The following is a 16,468-nucleotide window of genomic DNA, read 5'->3' as shown; positions in this document are numbered from 1 at the left end:
GACTTCAGCTCCAGGATCTCGCCCTGGGCGTCGACCGTGATCTTCTGGCTCAGGTCGCCGTTGGCGACGGCCGTGGTGACCTGGGCGATGTTGCGGACCTGCGAGGTGAGGTTCGACGCCATGAAGTTGACGTTGTCGGTGAGGTCCTTCCACACCCCCGAGACGCCTCTGACCTGCGCCCGGCCGCCCAGCTGGCCCTCGGTGCCGACTTCGCGGGCGACGCGGGTGACCTCGTCGGCGAACGCGGACAGCTGGTCCACCATCGTGTTCACGGTGAGCTTCAGTTCGAGCAACTCGCCGGTCGCCTCGACCGTCACCGTACGGGTGAGATCGCCGCGCGCGACGGCGGTGGTCACCAGGGCGATGTCCCGCACCTGCGCGGTCAGCCGGGAGGCCATCGTGTTGACCGCCTCGGTCACGTCCCGCCAACTCCCTGACAGGCCCCGCACCTTGGCCCGGCCGCCGAGCCGCCCCTCGGTGCCGACCTCGCGGGCCACCCGGGTCACCTCACCGGTGAACAGTGACAGCTGGTCCACCATCTTGTTGACCGCGCGGCCCAACCGGCGTAAGTCGCCGCGCAGTTGGCGGTTTCCGTCGTGCAGGTCGACACGCTGGGTCAGATCGCCGCCGGCCACCGCGTCCAGCACCCGCGTGGCGTTCGCCGCGGGGGCGACCAGCGCGTCGAGCGTCTGGTTCACATCGTCGACGCGGGTCGCCCAGGCACCCTGGCCGGGGCTGGCCGAGAGCCGCTCGTCCAGTCGGCCGTGCCGCACCAACTCCCGCTTGACGCGCTGTACTTCCCCGCCGAAGTGCGTGCTCCGGTCGATGATCTGGTTGAAGAGGGCGCACAACTCGGCGACCGGAGCGGGACCCGTCTCCGGAGCCTTGATGAAGGTGCCGTCGCGCGCCGCCGTCATGGCCGCGGTGAGCGCACGGAGGTCGGACGCCCGGATCAGTCCGTCCGTTCCGCTGTCTTTCTGACCGTCTTCGAGCGCTCGCGTAGCACTGTTCTCACTCATGGTTGCCCACTTCGGTAACTCGGCGCTTATGAGCGTGGCCAGTCTGTCACTCTGTCCGTGCCGCCTGAGGCCTATTCGTCCGAACTTCTCAGGGAGCCGCTCAGTGGGGGCCATTCCGACGCAACGGGAGACCGTGCCGCGTTCTCCTGATGCGCCCGCGCATCCGGAGGACGCGAGCGCCCCCGAGGGCCACGCCGGCGGGGCCTACGTCGGCTCCGTACGCGCCGGAGCCGACCGGCGCGCGGTGGCGCGGCTGTCGCTGCCGGGAGGGCCGCTCGCGCCCGGAGCCGCCCGGCGCTTCGTCGGCAGCGCGCTCCAGGAGTGGGCGGATGTCGAACTTCCGGGCGTGGACACGTTCAGTGGCCGGCTTGTCGAGGACGTGCTCGTCGTGGTCAGCGAACTGGTCACCAACGCGGTCGTCCACGCCGGTACCGACGTCGAACTGCTGTGCCGCTACGACCGCGACGACCGCACCGCCACCGGCTGGCTCGTCGTCGAGGTCTCCGACCACCATCCCTCCCGTGCGGTACGCGACGAGGGCGCCGCACGCCCGTACCTCGTCGAACGTCCTTACGGTGCCGCCGAGTACGGCCGCGGCCTGCGCCTCGTCGCGGCGCTCTCCGAGGCGTGGGGCATCACGTATCGGACCGGCACGAAGACGGTCTGGGCCCGGCTGCCGGTGGACGGGGCGCTGACCGTGGACGGCGAACTGCCGGTGCGCGGAGGGCAACTGACGGTGGACGGGGAGTTGGGGGTGGGGGCGTACGTCGGGCCCGAGGGCGGGGGCGCGGCGGCGTACGCCGGGGTCGAGGGGCGGGAGGATGCGGGCGTCGGGGTGTACGCCGGGGCTGGGGGCGGTGATGCGCGGGCGTACGCCGGTGGGGCTGGGGCTGGGGCTGGGGCTGGGCTCGGGGTCGAGCGCGGGCGTGGGGGTGAGGGGGCGGGTGAAGGCCTTGACCCGGTCGGGCCTGGTGGTCCGGAGGGCTTGGTGGACGCCGTCGGTTCGCTTGACGCTGCGCCGGTCGCGCCGGTCGCGCCGGTCGCGCCGGTCGGCTCGGTCGGCTCGGTCGGTTCTGTTGGCGTGGCCGGTGCGGGCGGTCCGGTCAACCCCGTGAACGTAGTCCACTCCCTGAGCCCGGTCGGCTCCGACGGCTTCCATGACCCCGATGACTCCACCGGGCTTCCCGGCCCCGTCGACCGGGGGCCGGCCGACCTCGTCGCGCCGGTTCCGCGGCGTGGGGTGGAGGGGGACCGGGAGTGGCTGAACCGGGGCGCCCTCTCGTTCCTCGCCGAGGCGTCCGATCTGCTCGCCGGGCAGCTCGACGAGGACCTGGTCGCCGCACTCGCCGGACAGCTCCTGGTGCCCCGCCTCGCCGACTGGTGCGCGGTGTGGCTGGAGGACGAGACCCTCGGCTGGCGCGGCTCCGACGGCTCGCTCGGCCCCGCGCCCCGGCTCGCCCGGGTCTGGCACGGCAGCGAGAACCGCATCGAGGACCTTCGCAGGGCCCTGGAGAAGCACCCGCCCAGGCTCCCCGAGTCGGTGCGGTCGCGTGCGGTGCCGGTGCCGTGGCCCCGGATGGGCGACACGGAGGTCGTGGCGGACTCGGGTGCGGCGGCAGGTTCGGCCACCTCGGCGGCTTCGGCAACCCCGGCGTCTCCGGCCGCCGAGGCGGGAGCGGTGGCTGCGGCGGCTGCGACGGGTGCGCCGGGAAGTGCAGCCACTGCGCGAAGCTCGGGCGCGCCCGAAAGCGCGGCCGCCGCCGAGCCGGCTCCCGCGTCGCGGCGGGCAGGCGGGCCGGGGTCGTCGTCCGGAGGCCGGGGTGAGGGGGGACCCGGAGGCGGCGTCGAGGGCGGGGCGGCGCTCGCGTACCGGCTGATCGCCGGTGGGCGACCGCTCGGGACGCTCGTGATCGGCCGCGCCGGGCTGCTCCGCTTCCCGGACGAGCTGACCGGGCTCGTCGAGGACCTCAGCCGCCGGATCGCGCTGGCGATCGGGGCGGCCCGACAGTACGCCCGCCAGGCCACCATCAGCCGTGTCCTGCAGCGCGGGCTGCTCCCGGGCGCGGTCGCCGAGATCCCCGGCGTCACCAGCGCCCTCGTGTACGAGCCGCGCGACAAGGGCGGGCCCAGCGGCGACTTCTACGACCTGTTCCCGGCGGGCCAGGGGCGCTGGTGCTTCGCACTCGGCGACGTCCAGGGCAAGGGCCCGGAGGCCGCCGTCGTCATCGGCCTCGCCCGCCCCTGGCTCCGGCTGCTCGCCCGCGAGGGCTACGGCGTCGCCGACGTGCTCGACCGCCTCAACCAACTCCTCCTCGACGACGCGACCGAGACGGCCGACGCCGCCGCGCGGGCCCTGGTCACGGCGGGCGCTCCCGGCCTCGTCGACCCCGAGGCCTCCCAGACCCGCTTCCTCTCCCTCCTCTACGGCGAACTCGTCCCCTTCGACGGCGGGGTCCGCTGCACCCTCGCCTCCGCCGGGCATCCGCTGCCGCTGCTCCTCGGGCCCGGCGGCGACGTACGGACCGTGGCCGAGCCGCAGACCCTGCTCGGGGTGATCGAGGACGCGGAGTACGTCTCCGAGACGTTCGAGCTGCGCCCCGGCGACACGCTGCTCAGCGTGACCGACGGGGTGACCGAGCGGCGCAGCGGTCCCGTCATGTTCGACGACGGCGACGGCCTCGCGAGCGCGCTGGCCGGCTGCGCCGGGCTCAACGCCCAGCTGATCGCCGAGCGCATCCGTCGACTCGTGCACGAGTTCGGCCAGGGCGCCCCGGAGGACGACCTGGCGCTGCTGGTGCTTCAGGCGGAGTAGACGTCGCGCCGGTGCTGGACAATGGAACGCATGCCTTCCGCACTTCCCGACGGTGAGCCCGTTCCCGACGACGGGGCGCTGCCCGCGCACGCCCTGGCCGGGGCGGCCGAGCGGCCCCTCGGGTTCTATCTGCACGTCCCGTACTGCGCGACCCGCTGCGGGTACTGCGACTTCAACACCTACACCGCGACCGAGCTGCGCGGCACCGGCGGTGTGCTCGCGTCCCGCGACAACTACGCGGACACCGTCGCCGACGAGATCCGCCTCGCCCGCAAGGTCCTCGGCGACGACCCGCGGCCCGTCCGCACGGTCTTCGTGGGCGGCGGCACCCCCACGCTGCTGGCCGCCGACGATCTCGTACGGATGCTCGGGGCGATCCGGGACGAGTTCGGGCTCGCGGACGACGCCGAGGTGACGACGGAGGCGAACCCGGAGTCCGTGGACCCCGCGTACCTGGCGACCCTGCGGGCCGGTGGCTTCAACCGGGTCTCGTTCGGTATGCAGAGCGCGCGGCAGCACGTGCTGAAGATCCTCGACCGGACGCACACGCCGGGGCGCCCCGAGGCGTGTGTCGCGGAGGCGCGCGCGGCCGGGTTCGAGCACGTCAACCTCGACCTGATCTACGGCACGCCCGGCGAGTCCGACGACGACTGGCGGGCCTCCCTGGACGCGGCGCTCGGCGCCGGGCCGGACCACGTGTCCGCGTACGCGCTGATCGTCGAGGAGGGCACCCAGCTCGCGCGGCGGATCCGGCGGGGCGAGGTGCCGATGACGGACGACGACGTGCACGCCGACCGCTATCTGATCGCCGAGGAGATGCTCTCGGCCGCCGGCTTCGACTGGTACGAGGTCTCCAACTGGGCGACCTCCGACGCCGGCCGGTGTCTGCACAACGAGCTGTACTGGCGCGGCGCGGACTGGTGGGGCGCGGGCCCCGGCGCGCACAGTCATGTCGGCGGCGTGCGCTGGTGGAACGTCAAGCACCCCGGCGCGTACGCGGGCGCGCTGGCGGCGGGGAGGTCGCCGGGAGCGGGCCGGGAGCTGCTGTCGGACGAGGACCGCCGGGTGGAGCGGATCCTGCTGGAGCTGAGGCTGCGGGAGGGCGTGCCGCTGGACCTGTTGCGGGAGGCCGGGCGCGCGGCCGCGCACCGGGCGCTCACGGACGGGCTGCTGGCGAAGGAGCCGTACGACGAGGGGCACGCGGTACTGACCCTCCGGGGCCGCCTCCTCGCCGACGCGGTCGTCCGAGACCTCGTGGACTGACCGACCACCTGCCGCCGACCGACCCCGAGCGGGCCGCCCCGGCCACCCTACGCGTCTGCCGGGTGACTGTGATCTTGCGGCCGCGGGTCGGTTTGTGGCCGCTCGCGCAGTTCACCGCGCTCCTTTACGGCATGGGGGGCGCCGGGCGTGCTCCAGGGCGCGTGCCGCGCTGCGGGCCCTCGCCGGCCGACCGGCTGGCCGTCGCCGATCGGGCCGCCCTCGTCGGCCGCCCTCCGTCGGCCTCCGAGACCTCGTGAGGCGACCGGCTTATCCGTCGCCGGCCGTGACGAAGTCGATCAGTTCTTCCACTCTGCCCAGCAGTGCCGGCTCCAGGTCCTTGTAGGACCGGACGCTCCCCAGGATCCGCTGCCACGCCGCACCGGTGTTTTCCGGCCATCCCAGTGCCCGGCACACCCCGGTCTTCCAGTCCTGGCCGCGCGGCACCCTCGGCCACGCCGCGATGCCCAGGGACGACGGCTTCACCGCCTCCCAGATGTCGATGTACGGGTGGCCCACGACGAGCGCGTGTTCGCCCGTCACGGACGCGGCGATGCGGGACTCCTTGCTGCCGGGGACCAGGTGGTCGACCAGGACGCCCAGTCGCGCGTCGGGGCCCGGGGCGAAGTCCTCGACGATCGCCGGGAGGTCGTCGACGCCCTCCAGGTACTCCACCACCACCCCCTCGATCCGCAGGTCGTCGCCCCACACCTTCTCGACCAGCTCGGCGTCGTGGCGGCCCTCCACGTAGATGCGGCCGGCGCGGGCCACCCGGGCGCGGGCGCCGGGGACGGCGACCGAGCCGGACGCCGTGCGGGTCGGCCGAGGCGGGGCGGCGGACGAGGGGCGCACCAGCGTCACCACCCGCCCCTCCAGCAGGAACCCCCGCGGCTCAAGCGGGAACACCCGGTGCTTGCCGAAGCGGTCCTCCAGGGTGACCGTGCCCGCCTCGCAGCGGATCACCGCACCGCAGAAACCGGTGTCGGCCTCCTCGACCACCAGGCCCGGATCGGCCGGGACCTCGGGAACCGGCTTGGGCTTCTTCCACGGCGGGGTCAGATCCGGAGAGTACTGGCGCATTCGGATGACGATAGGAGAACCCGCGCCCGGAGTCGCCCCCGCTCAGCCCGACACGCCGAAGCGGCGTGCGAGCGCCTCGCGCTGGGCGCGGACGAACGCCGCGTCGACCACCGCCCCGTGCCCCGGCACGTACAGCGCGTCCTCGCCGCCGAGTTCCAGGAGCCGGTCCAGGGCGGCCGGCCAGTGGGAGGGCACGGCGTCCGGGCCGGCCTGGGGTTCGCCGGATTCCTCCACCAGGTCCCCGCAGAAGACGATCTCGGGGGCGGCGGACGAGCCGGGCACAAGGACCACCAGATCGTGCGGTGTGTGACCGGGGCCCACGTTCGCCAGCAGCACCTGGAGGCCGCCGCCCAGATCCAGGGTCCACTCGCCGGAGACCTGGTGCCGGGGGCGTACGAGCAGGTCAGCGGCCTCGGCGGCGTCCTCGACGGGGAGGCCGTGGCGTACGGCGTCGGCGCGCAGCGCGTCCCGCTCGGCGGTCAGGACGGCGTCCAGGCCCACGGCGCCGAAGACCTCCACCCCGGCGAAGGCGGACGCCCCGAAGACATGGTCGAAGTGAGAGTGGGTGAGCGCGAGATGTGTCACACGGGAGCCGTCGAGCAGCTCGCGCGCCTGACCCCGCAACCGCGCGCCCTCCCGCAGGCTCGACCCCGCGTCGATCATCAGGGCCGCGCCGTCCCCGGCCACCAGCCCGACCGTGCAGTCCCAGCCCGGCAGGCGGCACCGTCCGACCCGCGGCGCCAGCCCCTCCCACCCGCACTCTTCCCAAGTCACCGTCATGGCCCGACGCTAGCGCCAGCGGACGGGGGAGGGGCCGGTGCGGTGCCCGTGGCGTCCGGGGCTACGGCCACCCGCCGACGCACCCGTGTCCCACATCACCCCCGCCGGGCCGCGACGCCCCGCGCCCCGCCCGTACCCGCCGGTAGGAAGCAGTGCGACATCGTCGGACAGGTCGGTACACGTCGGCACGACATGGCTGGACCGGCCTTGCCGGGGGCGTACCCCACCGCCGTACACTGGGCGGGGAGTGTTGGCACTCGCCCGCGGTGAGTGCCAAGGGGGATATCGCGCGGGAGACGAGCTGGAGGTGTGCGCGGATGCTCAGTGAACGCAGACTCCAGGTGCTGCGCGCCATCGTCCAGGACTATGTGGGCACCGAGGAGCCGGTGGGGTCGAAGGCCCTCACCGAGCGGCACAACCTCGGCGTTTCCCCGGCGACGGTCCGCAACGACATGGCGGCGCTGGAGGACGAGGGCTTCATCGCGCAGCCCCACACCAGCGCGGGCCGTATCCCCACCGACAAGGGGTACCGGCTCTTCGTCGACAAGCTGGCCGGCGTCAAGCCGATGACCGCGCCCGAGCGGCGCGCCATCCAGAACTTCCTGGACGGCGCGGTCGACCTGGACGACGTGGTCGCGCGGACCGTACGGCTCCTCGCCCAGCTGACCAGGCAGGTCGCCGTCGTGCAGTACCCGTCGCTGACCCGCTCGACGGTGCGGCACGTCGAGCTGCTGTCGCTGGCCCCCGCCAGGCTGATGCTCGTGCTGATCACGGACACCGGCCGGGTGGAGCAGCGGATGGTCGACTGCCCGGCACCGTTCGGAGAAACGTCTCTCGCGGATCTGCGCGCCCGGCTGAACAGCCGGGTCGCGGGCCGCCGGTTCACCGATGTGCCCCGGCTGGTCGAGGACCTGCCGGAGGCGTTCGACGTCGAGGACCGGGGTACGGTCTCGACGGTGCTCTCCACGCTGCTGGAGACCCTTGTCGAGGAGAACGAGGAGCGGCTGATGATCGGCGGCACCGCCAATCTGACCCGCTTCGGACATGACTTCCCCCTCACCATCCGGCCCGTCCTCGAGGCCCTCGAGGAACAGGTCGTCCTCCTCAAGTTGCTGGGGGAGGCGGGGGATTCGGGCATGACCGTCCGCATCGGTCACGAGAACGCGTATGAGGGACTCAACTCCACGTCCGTCGTCTCGGTCGGCTACGGTTCGGGCGGCGAGGCAGTCGCCAAACTGGGCGTGGTCGGACCTACGCGCATGGACTATCCGGGAACGATGGGAGCGGTACGAGCGGTGGCACGGTACGTCGGACAGATCCTGGCGGAGTCTTAAGTGGCCACGGACTACTACGCCGTACTCGGCGTGCGCCGCGACGCGTCCCAGGACGAGATCAAGAAGGCGTTCCGCAGGCTCGCTCGCGAGCTGCACCCGGACGTCAACCCCGATCCGAAGACGCAGGAGCGGTTCAAGGAGATCAACGCGGCGTACGAGGTTCTCTCGGACCCGCAGAAGAAGCAGGTCTACGACCTGGGCGGCGACCCGCTGTCCCAGTCGGGCGGCGGAGGCGCGGGCGGCTTCGGCGCCGGTGGCTTCGGGAACTTCTCGGACATCATGGACGCCTTCTTCGGCACGGCGTCCCAGCGCGGGCCCCGCTCGCGCACGCGCCGCGGCCAGGACGCGATGATCCGGCTGGAGGTCGACCTCGACGAGGCCGCCTTCGGCACGACGAAGGACATCCAGGTCGACACGGCCGTGGTGTGCGGCACCTGCAGCGGCGAGGGCGCGGCCCCCGGTACGAGCGCGCAGACCTGTGACATGTGCCGCGGCCGCGGTGAGGTCTCGCAGGTCACGCGGTCCTTCCTGGGCCAGGTCATGACCTCGCGGCCCTGCCCGCAGTGCCAGGGCTTCGGCACGGTCGTCCCGAACCCGTGCCCCGAGTGCGCGGGCGACGGACGCGTGCGGTCGCGGCGGACGCTGACCGTGAAGATCCCGGCCGGCGTCGACAACGGCACGCGCATCCAGCTCGCCGGTGAGGGCGAGGTCGGGCCCGGCGGCGGTCCCGCCGGTGACCTGTACGTCGAGATCCACGAGCTGCCGCACCCGACGTTCCAGCGGCGCGGCGACGACCTCCACTGCACGGTGACGATCCCCATGACGGCGGCGGCGCTCGGCACGAAGGTGCCGCTGGAGACGCTGGACGGTCTGGAGGAGGTCGACATCCGGCCCGGCACCCAGTCCGGCCAGTCGATCCCGCTGCACGGGCGCGGTGTCACGCACCTGCGCGGCGGGGGCCGTGGCGACCTCATCGTCCACGTCGAGGTGCAGACCCCGACCAAGCTCGACCCCGAGCAGGAGCAGCTGCTGAGGCAACTGGCGGCGCTGCGGGGGGAGGAGCGGCCGACGGGGCAGTTCCAGCCGGGGCAGCAGGGGTTGTTCTCACGGCTGAAGGACGCGTTCAACGGTCGCTGACCGTTGGTTGTTCGGCTGCGGGCTCGTCGTGGTTGTTCGCGCAACTCCCCTCGCCCCTGAAAAGCGGCCGGGGCTGCGCCCCGTGCTTTTCATGAAGGGGCGGGCCGCAGGCCCGTTCTCTTCAGGGGCGCGGGGAACTGCGCGACCAGCCCCCACCCACCCGCGGCCGAACCACCCGCGCACCCAATTCGGCGGCGGTTCGGGGACGTGACAACATGCGGCCATGTCCTCCTCCGCACTGACCGATCTCTTTCCCCTCCCGATCGTGCAGGCCCCGATGGCGGGCGGTGTCTCCGTCCCGCCGCTGGCCGCCGCCGTGTCCGAGGCCGGAGGCCTGGGGTTCCTGGCCGCCGGGTACAAGACGGCCGACGGGATGTACCAGGAGATCAACGCGCTCCGGGCGCTCACCTCACGCCCGTTCGGCGTGAACCTGTTCATGCCGCAGCCCGAGTACTCGGAGCCCGCCGCCGTCGAGGTGTACGCGGAACAGCTGGCCGGTGAGGCCTCCTGGTACGGCACGGAACTGGGCGACCCCGACAGCGGGCGGGACGACGGCTACGAGGCCAAGCTCGCCGTCCTCCTCGACAACCCCGTCCCGGTGGTCTCCTTCCACTTCGGCTGCCCGACCCCCGAGGTCGTCGAGTCCCTCGCCCGCAAGGGCACCCTGACCCTCGTCACCGCGACCTCCGCGGAGGAGGCGCAGGCCGTGGAGCGGTCGGGCGCCCACGCGGTGATCGTGCAGGGCGTCGAGGCCGGCGGCCACCAGGGCACCCACCGGGACGACCCCGAGCGGGACTGCGCCGGCATCGGACTGCTCGCCCTCGTCGCCCAGGTCCGGGAGGCCGTGGCCCTGCCGATCGTCGCGGCCGGCGGGATCATGCGCGGCGGCCAGATCGCCGCCCTCCTCACGGCGGGCGCGAGCGCCGCCCAGCTCGGTACGGCGTTCCTCGCCACGCCCGAGTCCGGGGCCGCCGCCGTGCACAAGCGGGCTCTGACCGACCCGCTGTTCGTGCGGACGGAGCTGACCCGCGCCTTCTCCGGACGCCCGGCACGGGGACTGGTCAACCGCTTCATGCGCGAGCACGGGCCCTACGCGCCCGTCGCCTACCCCGAGGTCCACCATCTGACGTCGCCGCTGCGCAAGGCCGCCGCCAAGGCCGGGGACGCGCAGGGCATGGCCCTGTGGGCCGGACAGGGGCACCGGATGGCGCGGGAGCTGCCCGCCGGGGAACTGGTCGCGCTCCTGGCCGCCGAGATCGCCGAGGCGCGGGCCGCGGTCGTCTCCGCCGGGATCGGCACGGCCGGGCCGGGCTCGGTCTCCGCGCCGACCGCCGCGTCGTCCTCGGCGCCCGGTTCCGCTTCCGGTTCCGACGAGGCCGGCTCCGGGGCCGCGGCGGGCGGTGAGGGCCGATGACCGCTCCCGTCTTCGTCGTCGAGTCGCTGGAGCTGCCGCCCCGCAGCGGCGGCGAGTTCGTCCTCGACGGGCCCGAGGGGCGGCACGCCGTCTCCGTGAAGCGGCTGCGGCCCGGCGAGGACGTCGTCCTCACCGACGGCCGGGGGCGCTGGGCCGAAGGGATCGTCAAGGCGGCCGAGGGCAAGGACCGGCTCGTGGTGATGGACCTGGAGTCCGTCCACGAGGAGCCGGTCGCGCGGCCCCGGATCACCGTCGTGCAGGCGCTGCCGAAGGGGGACCGGGGCGAGCTGGCCGTCGAGACCATGACCGAGGTCGGCATCGACGCGATCGTGCCGTGGGCGGCGTCGCGGTGCATCACCCAGTGGAAGGGCGAGCGCGGGCTCAAGGCCCTCGCGAAGTGGCGGGCGACCGCACGGGAGGCGGGCAAGCAGTCACGGCGCGTACGGTTCCCCGAGGTCGGCGAACTGGCGACGGGCAAGCAGGTCGCCGAGTTGCTCGCGGGGGCGGACTTCGCGGGGGTCCTGCACGAGAGCGGTGACGCTGCGCTGGCCTCGGCCGAACTTCCCTCCGCCGGGGAGATCGTGCTGGTCGTGGGGCCCGAAGGGGGTGTCTCCCCGGAGGAGTTGGCGCTGTTCGCGGAGGCCGGGGCCCGGGCGTACCGGCTGGGGCCGAGTGTTCTGCGGACGTCCACGGCGGGTACGGCGGCGGGGGCGCTGTTGCTGACGCGTACGGGGCGTTGGGGCTGACGGCGCCTAGTAACTCGGGGGTGTGCGTCGGTTTGGCGGGTGCGGGTGGTTCGTGGTTTCTCGCGCAGTTCCCCGCGCCCCTGAAAAGCGACCGGGGCTGCGCCCCGTGCTTTTCAGGATGAAGGGCGGGCCGCAGGCCCGACCCTTCAGGGGCGCGGGGAAGTGCGCGAACAACCCCCACTCACCCGCACCCGCCCACGAACCCCCCGGCCCGAGCTATTGGGCGCATATCCACGGTCGCGCGGGGAACACCCCGGCTGGGGAAGCGTGGCTGCATGTGGTCTTTCGTCGTGGGGCCCAGTGGTGGGAGGCTGCCGTCCATGGGGGTTTTGGGACGAGTAAGGGTGAATCGGCCCGCCGGGCGCCGGACGATGGCGCGCGCCGGACTCGGCGTCGTGGCTGTCGTCACGCTCGTCGCCTGCGAGGGAGGTGGGCTCAACACCGGCGCCGTCGCCTTCACCACGGACCAGACGGGGACCAGGGAACTGGAGCGGCACGGTGTCGACGTCCAGTGGCTCACCTGCACGGCCTCGTACGGCGACAACGGCGGCGACGGTGGTGACAAGAAGAAGTCCGCTTCGGCCTCCGCTTCCGTCGCCACCGTGGCGAACGTCGACTGCGAGGGCGAGGACAAGAAGGGCCGGGACATCACGATCACCGGGAAGGTGACCAAGGAGGTCAACGGCAAGTGCGTCCGCGGTGACCTGACCGCCAAGGTCGACGGGAAGCAACGGTTCCGCGTCGACGTGCTCGGCAACTGCAACGCCCCCGACCCCACCCCCGGGACGCCGGACCAGCCGGGGCGGCCCGGCCCCACCGCGACGGTGACCGTCACCCAGACCATCTGGTGCCAGAAGGACCCGCAGTGCTGGCCGGAGGGGAAGTAACCGACGGGCAAAGGGCATGAAAGGGGCAAGTGTGGTTCGTGGGGGGCGACATGATCCAAACGTCTCCACAGACGCCCGTGCGCTGCTTACAGTGACCGGGTGACTCAGACCGCACCGTCCACACCGTCCGTGCAGGCCGTCCAGTCTGTCCGGTCCGTCCAGCCCGTTCAGTCCGCGTATCTCCGATTCCCACATCTGCACGGAGACTTGCTCGCTTTCACCGCCGAGGACGACGTCTGGGTCGCCCCTCTCGACGGCGGGCGTGCGTGGCGCGTCAGCGCGGACAACATGCCGGTCAACCATCCGCGCATCTCCCCGGACGGCACGCTCGTCGCGTGGACCTCCACCCGGGACGGCGCCCCCGAGGTACATGTCGCGCCCGTCGACGGCGGCCCCGCCAAGCGTCTCACCCACTGGGGCGGTTGGCGCACCCAGGTGCGCGGCTGGACCCCCGACGGGCAGGTCCTCGCTCTCAGCACCCAGGGACAGCCCAGCCTGCGGCAGAGCTGGGCGCGGGCCGTCCCGCTGGACGGCGGACCCGCCACGACCCTGCCGTACGGGCCGGTCGGCCATGTCGCGTACGGCCCGGCCACCGTGCTGCTGTCCGCGCCGATGGGCCGTGAGGCCGCCTGGTGGAAGCGGTACCGGGGCGGCACCGCCGGCAAACTGTGGATCGACCGCGACGGTGACGGGGAGTTCGTCCGGCTCCACGCCGACCTCGACGGGAACCTGGAGTACCCGCTGTGGGTGGGCGACCGGCTCGCGTTCCTCTCCGACCACGAGGGCGTCGGCGCGCTGTACTCGTCACTCGCGGACGGCTCCGACCTGCGGCGCCATACGCCCACCGACGGCTTCTACGCCCGGCACGCGGCCACCGACGGCACCCGGGTCGTGTACTCCTCCGCCGGTGAACTGTGGCTGCTCGACGACCTCGACGGGGCCGAGCCGCGCAAGATCGACGTCCGGCTGGGCGGGCAGCGCGTCGACCTCCAGCCGTACCCGGTGAACGCCTCCCGCTGGTTCGGCTCCGCCTCACCCGACCACACCGCCCGCGGCAGCGCGGTCGCCGTCCGCGGCGCCGTCCACTGGGTCACCCACCGCTCCGGACCGGCCCGCGCGCTCGCCGCCGAGCACGGTGTGCGGGCCCGGCTGCCGCGCGCCTTCCGGGTGGAGGGCGAGGAATGGGTGGTCTGGGTGACCGACGCGGAGGGCGACGACGCGCTGGAGTTCGCCCCCGCGACGGGAGCCGGACCCGGCACCACACCGCGCCGGCTCGCCGCCGGACAACTGGGCCGGGTCCTCGGGCTCGCCGTCGCCCCCGACGGCAGCCGGGTCGCCGTCGCCGCGCACGACGGGCGGGTCCTCCTCGTCGAGCGGGAGACGGGCGAGGTCCGGGAGGTCGACCGCAGCGAGGACGGCGAGGTGACCGGGCTCGTCTTCTCGCCCGACTCCGGCTGGCTCGCCTGGTCGCACCCCGGCGCCCGCCCCCTGCGCCAGCTCAAGCTCGCCAACACCGCCGACCTGTCCGTCACCGAGGCCACCCCGCTCCGCTTCCAGGACTTCTCCCCGGCGTTCACCCTCGACGGCAAGCACCTGGCCTTCCTCTCCGCGCGCGCCTTCGACCCCGTCTACGACGAACACGTCTTCGACCTGCACTTCGTCAGCGGCGCCCGCCCGCACCTCATCACGCTCGCCGCGACCACCCCGTCACCCTTCGGGCCGCAGCGCCACGGCCGGCCGTTCGAGGCGCCCGACAAGGAGGAGACCCCGGACAGCGAGGGCGCCCCCGTCACCCGTATCGACCTCGAAGGGCTCGCCGACCGGATCGTGCCCTTCCCCGTCGAGGCCGCCCGCTACTCCACGCTCCGCGCCGCCAAGGACGGCGTGCTGTGGCTGCGCCACCCCGTCACCGGCGTCCTCGGCCACTCCCGGGCCACCCCCGACGACCCCGACCCGAAGACGTCCCTGGAGCGGTACGACCTCGCCCAGCGGCGCCTTGAGTACCTCGCCTCCGACGCCGAGCACTACGCCGTCAGCGGCGACGGCAAACGGGTGCTGCTGTGGACCGACGGCAAACTCAAGGTCGTCCCCAGCGACCGGCGGGCCTCGGGCGACGACGACAGCGACAGCAACATCACCGTCGACCTCAGCCGCGTCCGGCAGACCGTCGACCCGGCCGCCGAGTGGCGGCAGATGTTCGACGAGACCGGGCGCCTCATGCGGGACAACTTCTGGCGCCCCGACCTCGGCGGCGTCGACTGGCAGGCCGTCCTCGACCGCTACCGGCCCGTCCTCGACCGGGTCGCCACCCACGACGACCTCGTCGACCTGCTGTGGGAGGTGCAGGGCGAACTGGGCACCTCCCACGCCTACGTCACCCCGCGCGGCGGCGGAGGCTTCGGCGACCGGCGGCAGGGGCTCCTCGGCGCGGACATCTCCCGGCACGAGGACGGGACCTGGCGCATCGACCGCGTCCTGCCCTCCGAGACCTCCGACCCCGACGCGCACGCGCCGCTCGCCGCGCCCGGCGTGGCCGTCCGGGCCGGGGACGCGATCCTCGCCGTCGGCGGACAGCCGGTCGACCCCGTGGCCGGGCCAGGCCCGCTGCTCGTCGGCACCGCGGGCAAGGCGGTCGAACTGACCGTCCTGCCCTCCGGGGGCGGCGACCCGCGCCACGCCGTCGTGGTGCCCATCGCGGACGAGGAGCCGCTGCGGTACCACGCGTGGGTGGCGGACCGGCGGGCCTACGTCCACGAGAAGTCCGGCGGCCGTCTCGGCTATCTGCACGTGCCCGACATGGTCGGCTCCGGCTGGGCACAGCTCCACCGGGACCTACGGGTCGAGGTGGCGCGGGAGGGCCTCGTCGTGGACGTCCGGGAGAACCGGGGCGGACACACCTCGCAGCTCGTCGTGGAGAAACTGGCGCGGCGGATCGTCGGCTGGGACCTGCCGCGCGGGATGCGGGCGAGCAGCTACCCCGACGACGCGCCCCGGGGGCCCGTCGTCGCCGTCGCCAACGAGTTCTCCGGGTCCGACGGGGACATCGTGAACGCGGCGATCAAGGCGCTCGGGATCGGGCCGGTCGTCGGGACGCGGACGTGGGGCGGGGTCGTCGGGATCGACAGCCGGTACCGGCTCGTCGACGGGACGCTGGTGACCCAGCCGAAGTACGCGTTCTGGCTGGAGGGGTACGGGTGGGGCGTCGAGAACCACGGCGTCGACCCGGACGTCGAGGTCGTGCAGACGCCGCAGGACCATGCGGCCGGGCGTGATCCGCAGCTGGACGAGGCGATTCGGATCGCGTTGGCGGGGCTGGAGGAGACACCGGCGAAGACGGCACCGGGGCTGCCGGGCGAGAGCGCCTAGTAGCTCGGGGGCGCGCTGTTCGTTGGGCGGGTGCGGGTCGGTGGGGGCCGTTCGCGCAGTTCCCCGCGCCCCTGAAGGGATCGGGCCTGCGGCCCGCCCTTCAGCTGAAAAGCACGGGGCGCAGCCCCGGTCGCTTTTCAGGGGTGCGGGGAACCGCGCGAGAAACCCCCACCCACCCGCAGCCGCGCAACCGGCCTCCCCCATACGCGGCGGGGGCGCACCTCGGTCGATACGATGGCGCGCGTAGTGATCACAGTGGCGGAGCGGAGGCGACGTATGGCAGGGGAGCCGCAGGACGACTGTCTGTTCTGCAAGATCGCGGCGGGGCACGTACCGGCGACGATCGTGAGGGAGACGGAGACGACCGTCGCGTTCCGGGACATCAACCCCCAGGCGCCGACCCACGTCCTGGTCATCCCGAAGCTGCACTATCCGGACGCCGCCTCGCTCGCCACCGCGGCCCCCGCGCTCGCCGCGGACGTCCTGCGCGAGACCCAGGCCGTCGCGGACGAGGACAAGCTGGAGAGCTACCGCATCGTCTTCAACACCGGCAGCGGCGCCGGTCAGACCGTCTGGCACGCCCACGCGCACGTCATCGGCGGCCGCGGCCTCCAGTGGCCCCCCGGGTGACGA

The 16,468-nt window shown here is 73.4% G+C and carries 12 protein-coding genes; 9 read left to right on the top strand and 3 right to left on the bottom strand.

What is annotated here, in order from left to right; all coding sequences use genetic code 11:
- Positions 1 to 1,019 (bottom strand): HAMP domain-containing protein (locus tag ACZ4Z3_RS01095; RefSeq protein WP_468499067.1); only part of this gene is annotated, 1,019 nt, incomplete at its 3' end.
- Positions 1,020 to 1,122: 103 nt separating this feature from the next.
- Between ACZ4Z3_RS01095 and ACZ4Z3_RS01090 the strand changes: the two genes are divergently transcribed.
- Positions 1,123 to 3,831, top strand: coding sequence for a SpoIIE family protein phosphatase (locus tag ACZ4Z3_RS01090; RefSeq protein WP_468499066.1), 2,709 nt, complete (start codon positions 1,123 to 1,125; stop codon positions 3,829 to 3,831).
- Between the two features lie 30 nt (positions 3,832 to 3,861).
- Complete coding sequence (hemW, locus tag ACZ4Z3_RS01085; RefSeq protein ID WP_468499065.1) at positions 3,862 to 5,094, top strand: radical SAM family heme chaperone HemW; 1,233 nt, start codon at positions 3,862 to 3,864, stop codon at positions 5,092 to 5,094.
- 267 nt (positions 5,095 to 5,361) lie between these two features.
- Here hemW and ACZ4Z3_RS01080 read toward each other — a convergent pair whose 3' ends face one another.
- Together ACZ4Z3_RS01080 and ACZ4Z3_RS01075 are read right to left on the bottom strand one after the other, a co-directional pair.
- A complete protein-coding gene (locus tag ACZ4Z3_RS01080) occupies positions 5,362 to 6,171 on the bottom strand; it encodes a DUF3097 domain-containing protein (protein ID WP_468499064.1) in 810 nt (269 codons plus the stop codon).
- Between the two features lie 42 nt (positions 6,172 to 6,213).
- Positions 6,214 to 6,951 (bottom strand): MBL fold metallo-hydrolase, encoded by a 738-nt coding sequence (locus tag ACZ4Z3_RS01075; RefSeq protein WP_468499063.1) that lies wholly within the window; start codon positions 6,949 to 6,951, stop codon positions 6,214 to 6,216.
- Between the two features lie 317 nt (positions 6,952 to 7,268).
- Here ACZ4Z3_RS01075 and hrcA point away from each other — a divergent pair, with 317 nt between their 5' ends.
- From hrcA to ACZ4Z3_RS01040, 7 genes are all read left to right on the top strand, one after another.
- On the top strand, positions 7,269 to 8,285 hold the full coding sequence (hrcA, locus tag ACZ4Z3_RS01070) for a heat-inducible transcriptional repressor HrcA (protein ID WP_099964481.1): 1,017 nt from the start codon (positions 7,269 to 7,271) through the stop codon (positions 8,283 to 8,285).
- Positions 8,286 to 9,422, top strand: coding sequence for a molecular chaperone DnaJ (gene dnaJ, locus ACZ4Z3_RS01065; RefSeq protein ID WP_468499062.1), 1,137 nt, complete (start codon positions 8,286 to 8,288; stop codon positions 9,420 to 9,422).
- Between the two features lie 223 nt (positions 9,423 to 9,645).
- Complete coding sequence (locus ACZ4Z3_RS01060) at positions 9,646 to 10,836, top strand: nitronate monooxygenase (RefSeq protein ID WP_468499061.1); 1,191 nt, start codon at positions 9,646 to 9,648, stop codon at positions 10,834 to 10,836.
- Positions 10,833 to 11,582 (top strand): 16S rRNA (uracil(1498)-N(3))-methyltransferase, encoded by a 750-nt coding sequence (locus ACZ4Z3_RS01055; RefSeq protein WP_468499060.1) that lies wholly within the window; start codon positions 10,833 to 10,835, stop codon positions 11,580 to 11,582. Before ACZ4Z3_RS01060 ends, ACZ4Z3_RS01055 begins: the two co-directional genes overlap by 4 nt.
- Positions 11,583 to 11,953: 371 nt before the next feature.
- The gene (locus ACZ4Z3_RS01050) at positions 11,954 to 12,469 is read left to right on the top strand and encodes a hypothetical protein (protein ID WP_468499059.1); all 516 of its coding nucleotides are present in this window, start codon (positions 11,954 to 11,956) and stop codon (positions 12,467 to 12,469) included.
- Positions 12,470 to 12,598: 129 nt separating this feature from the next.
- Entirely contained in the window at positions 12,599 to 15,835 is a 3,237-nt protein-coding gene (locus ACZ4Z3_RS01045; RefSeq protein WP_468499509.1) for a S41 family peptidase, read from the top strand.
- A 276-nt stretch (positions 15,836 to 16,111) separates the two neighbouring features.
- Complete coding sequence (locus tag ACZ4Z3_RS01040) at positions 16,112 to 16,465, top strand: histidine triad nucleotide-binding protein (protein ID WP_468499058.1); 354 nt, start codon at positions 16,112 to 16,114, stop codon at positions 16,463 to 16,465.
- The last annotated feature ends 3 nt before the right edge of the window (positions 16,466 to 16,468 follow it).

The sequence above is a fragment of the Streptomyces sp. NPDC030296 genome (genome assembly GCF_055572815.1).
This window is presented reverse-complemented; position numbering and strand designations above follow the sequence as displayed.

Excerpts from the sequence above, each read along its gene's own strand:
- hemW (WP_468499065.1), top strand. The coding sequence starts at position 3,862 with ATGCCTTCCGCACTTCCCGACGGTGAGCCCGTTCCCGACGACGGGGCG.
- ACZ4Z3_RS01080 (WP_468499064.1), bottom strand. The coding sequence starts at position 6,171 with ATGCGCCAGTACTCTCCGGATCTGACCCCGCCGTGGAAGAAGCCCAAG.
- ACZ4Z3_RS01075 (WP_468499063.1), bottom strand. The coding sequence starts at position 6,951 with ATGACGGTGACTTGGGAAGAGTGCGGGTGGGAGGGGCTGGCGCCGCGG.
- hrcA (WP_099964481.1), top strand. The coding sequence starts at position 7,269 with ATGCTCAGTGAACGCAGACTCCAGGTGCTGCGCGCCATCGTCCAGGAC.
- ACZ4Z3_RS01060 (WP_468499061.1), top strand. The coding sequence starts at position 9,646 with ATGTCCTCCTCCGCACTGACCGATCTCTTTCCCCTCCCGATCGTGCAG.
- ACZ4Z3_RS01055 (WP_468499060.1), top strand. The coding sequence starts at position 10,833 with ATGACCGCTCCCGTCTTCGTCGTCGAGTCGCTGGAGCTGCCGCCCCGC.
- ACZ4Z3_RS01050 (WP_468499059.1), top strand. The coding sequence starts at position 11,954 with ATGGCGCGCGCCGGACTCGGCGTCGTGGCTGTCGTCACGCTCGTCGCC.
- ACZ4Z3_RS01040 (WP_468499058.1), top strand. The coding sequence starts at position 16,112 with ATGGCAGGGGAGCCGCAGGACGACTGTCTGTTCTGCAAGATCGCGGCG.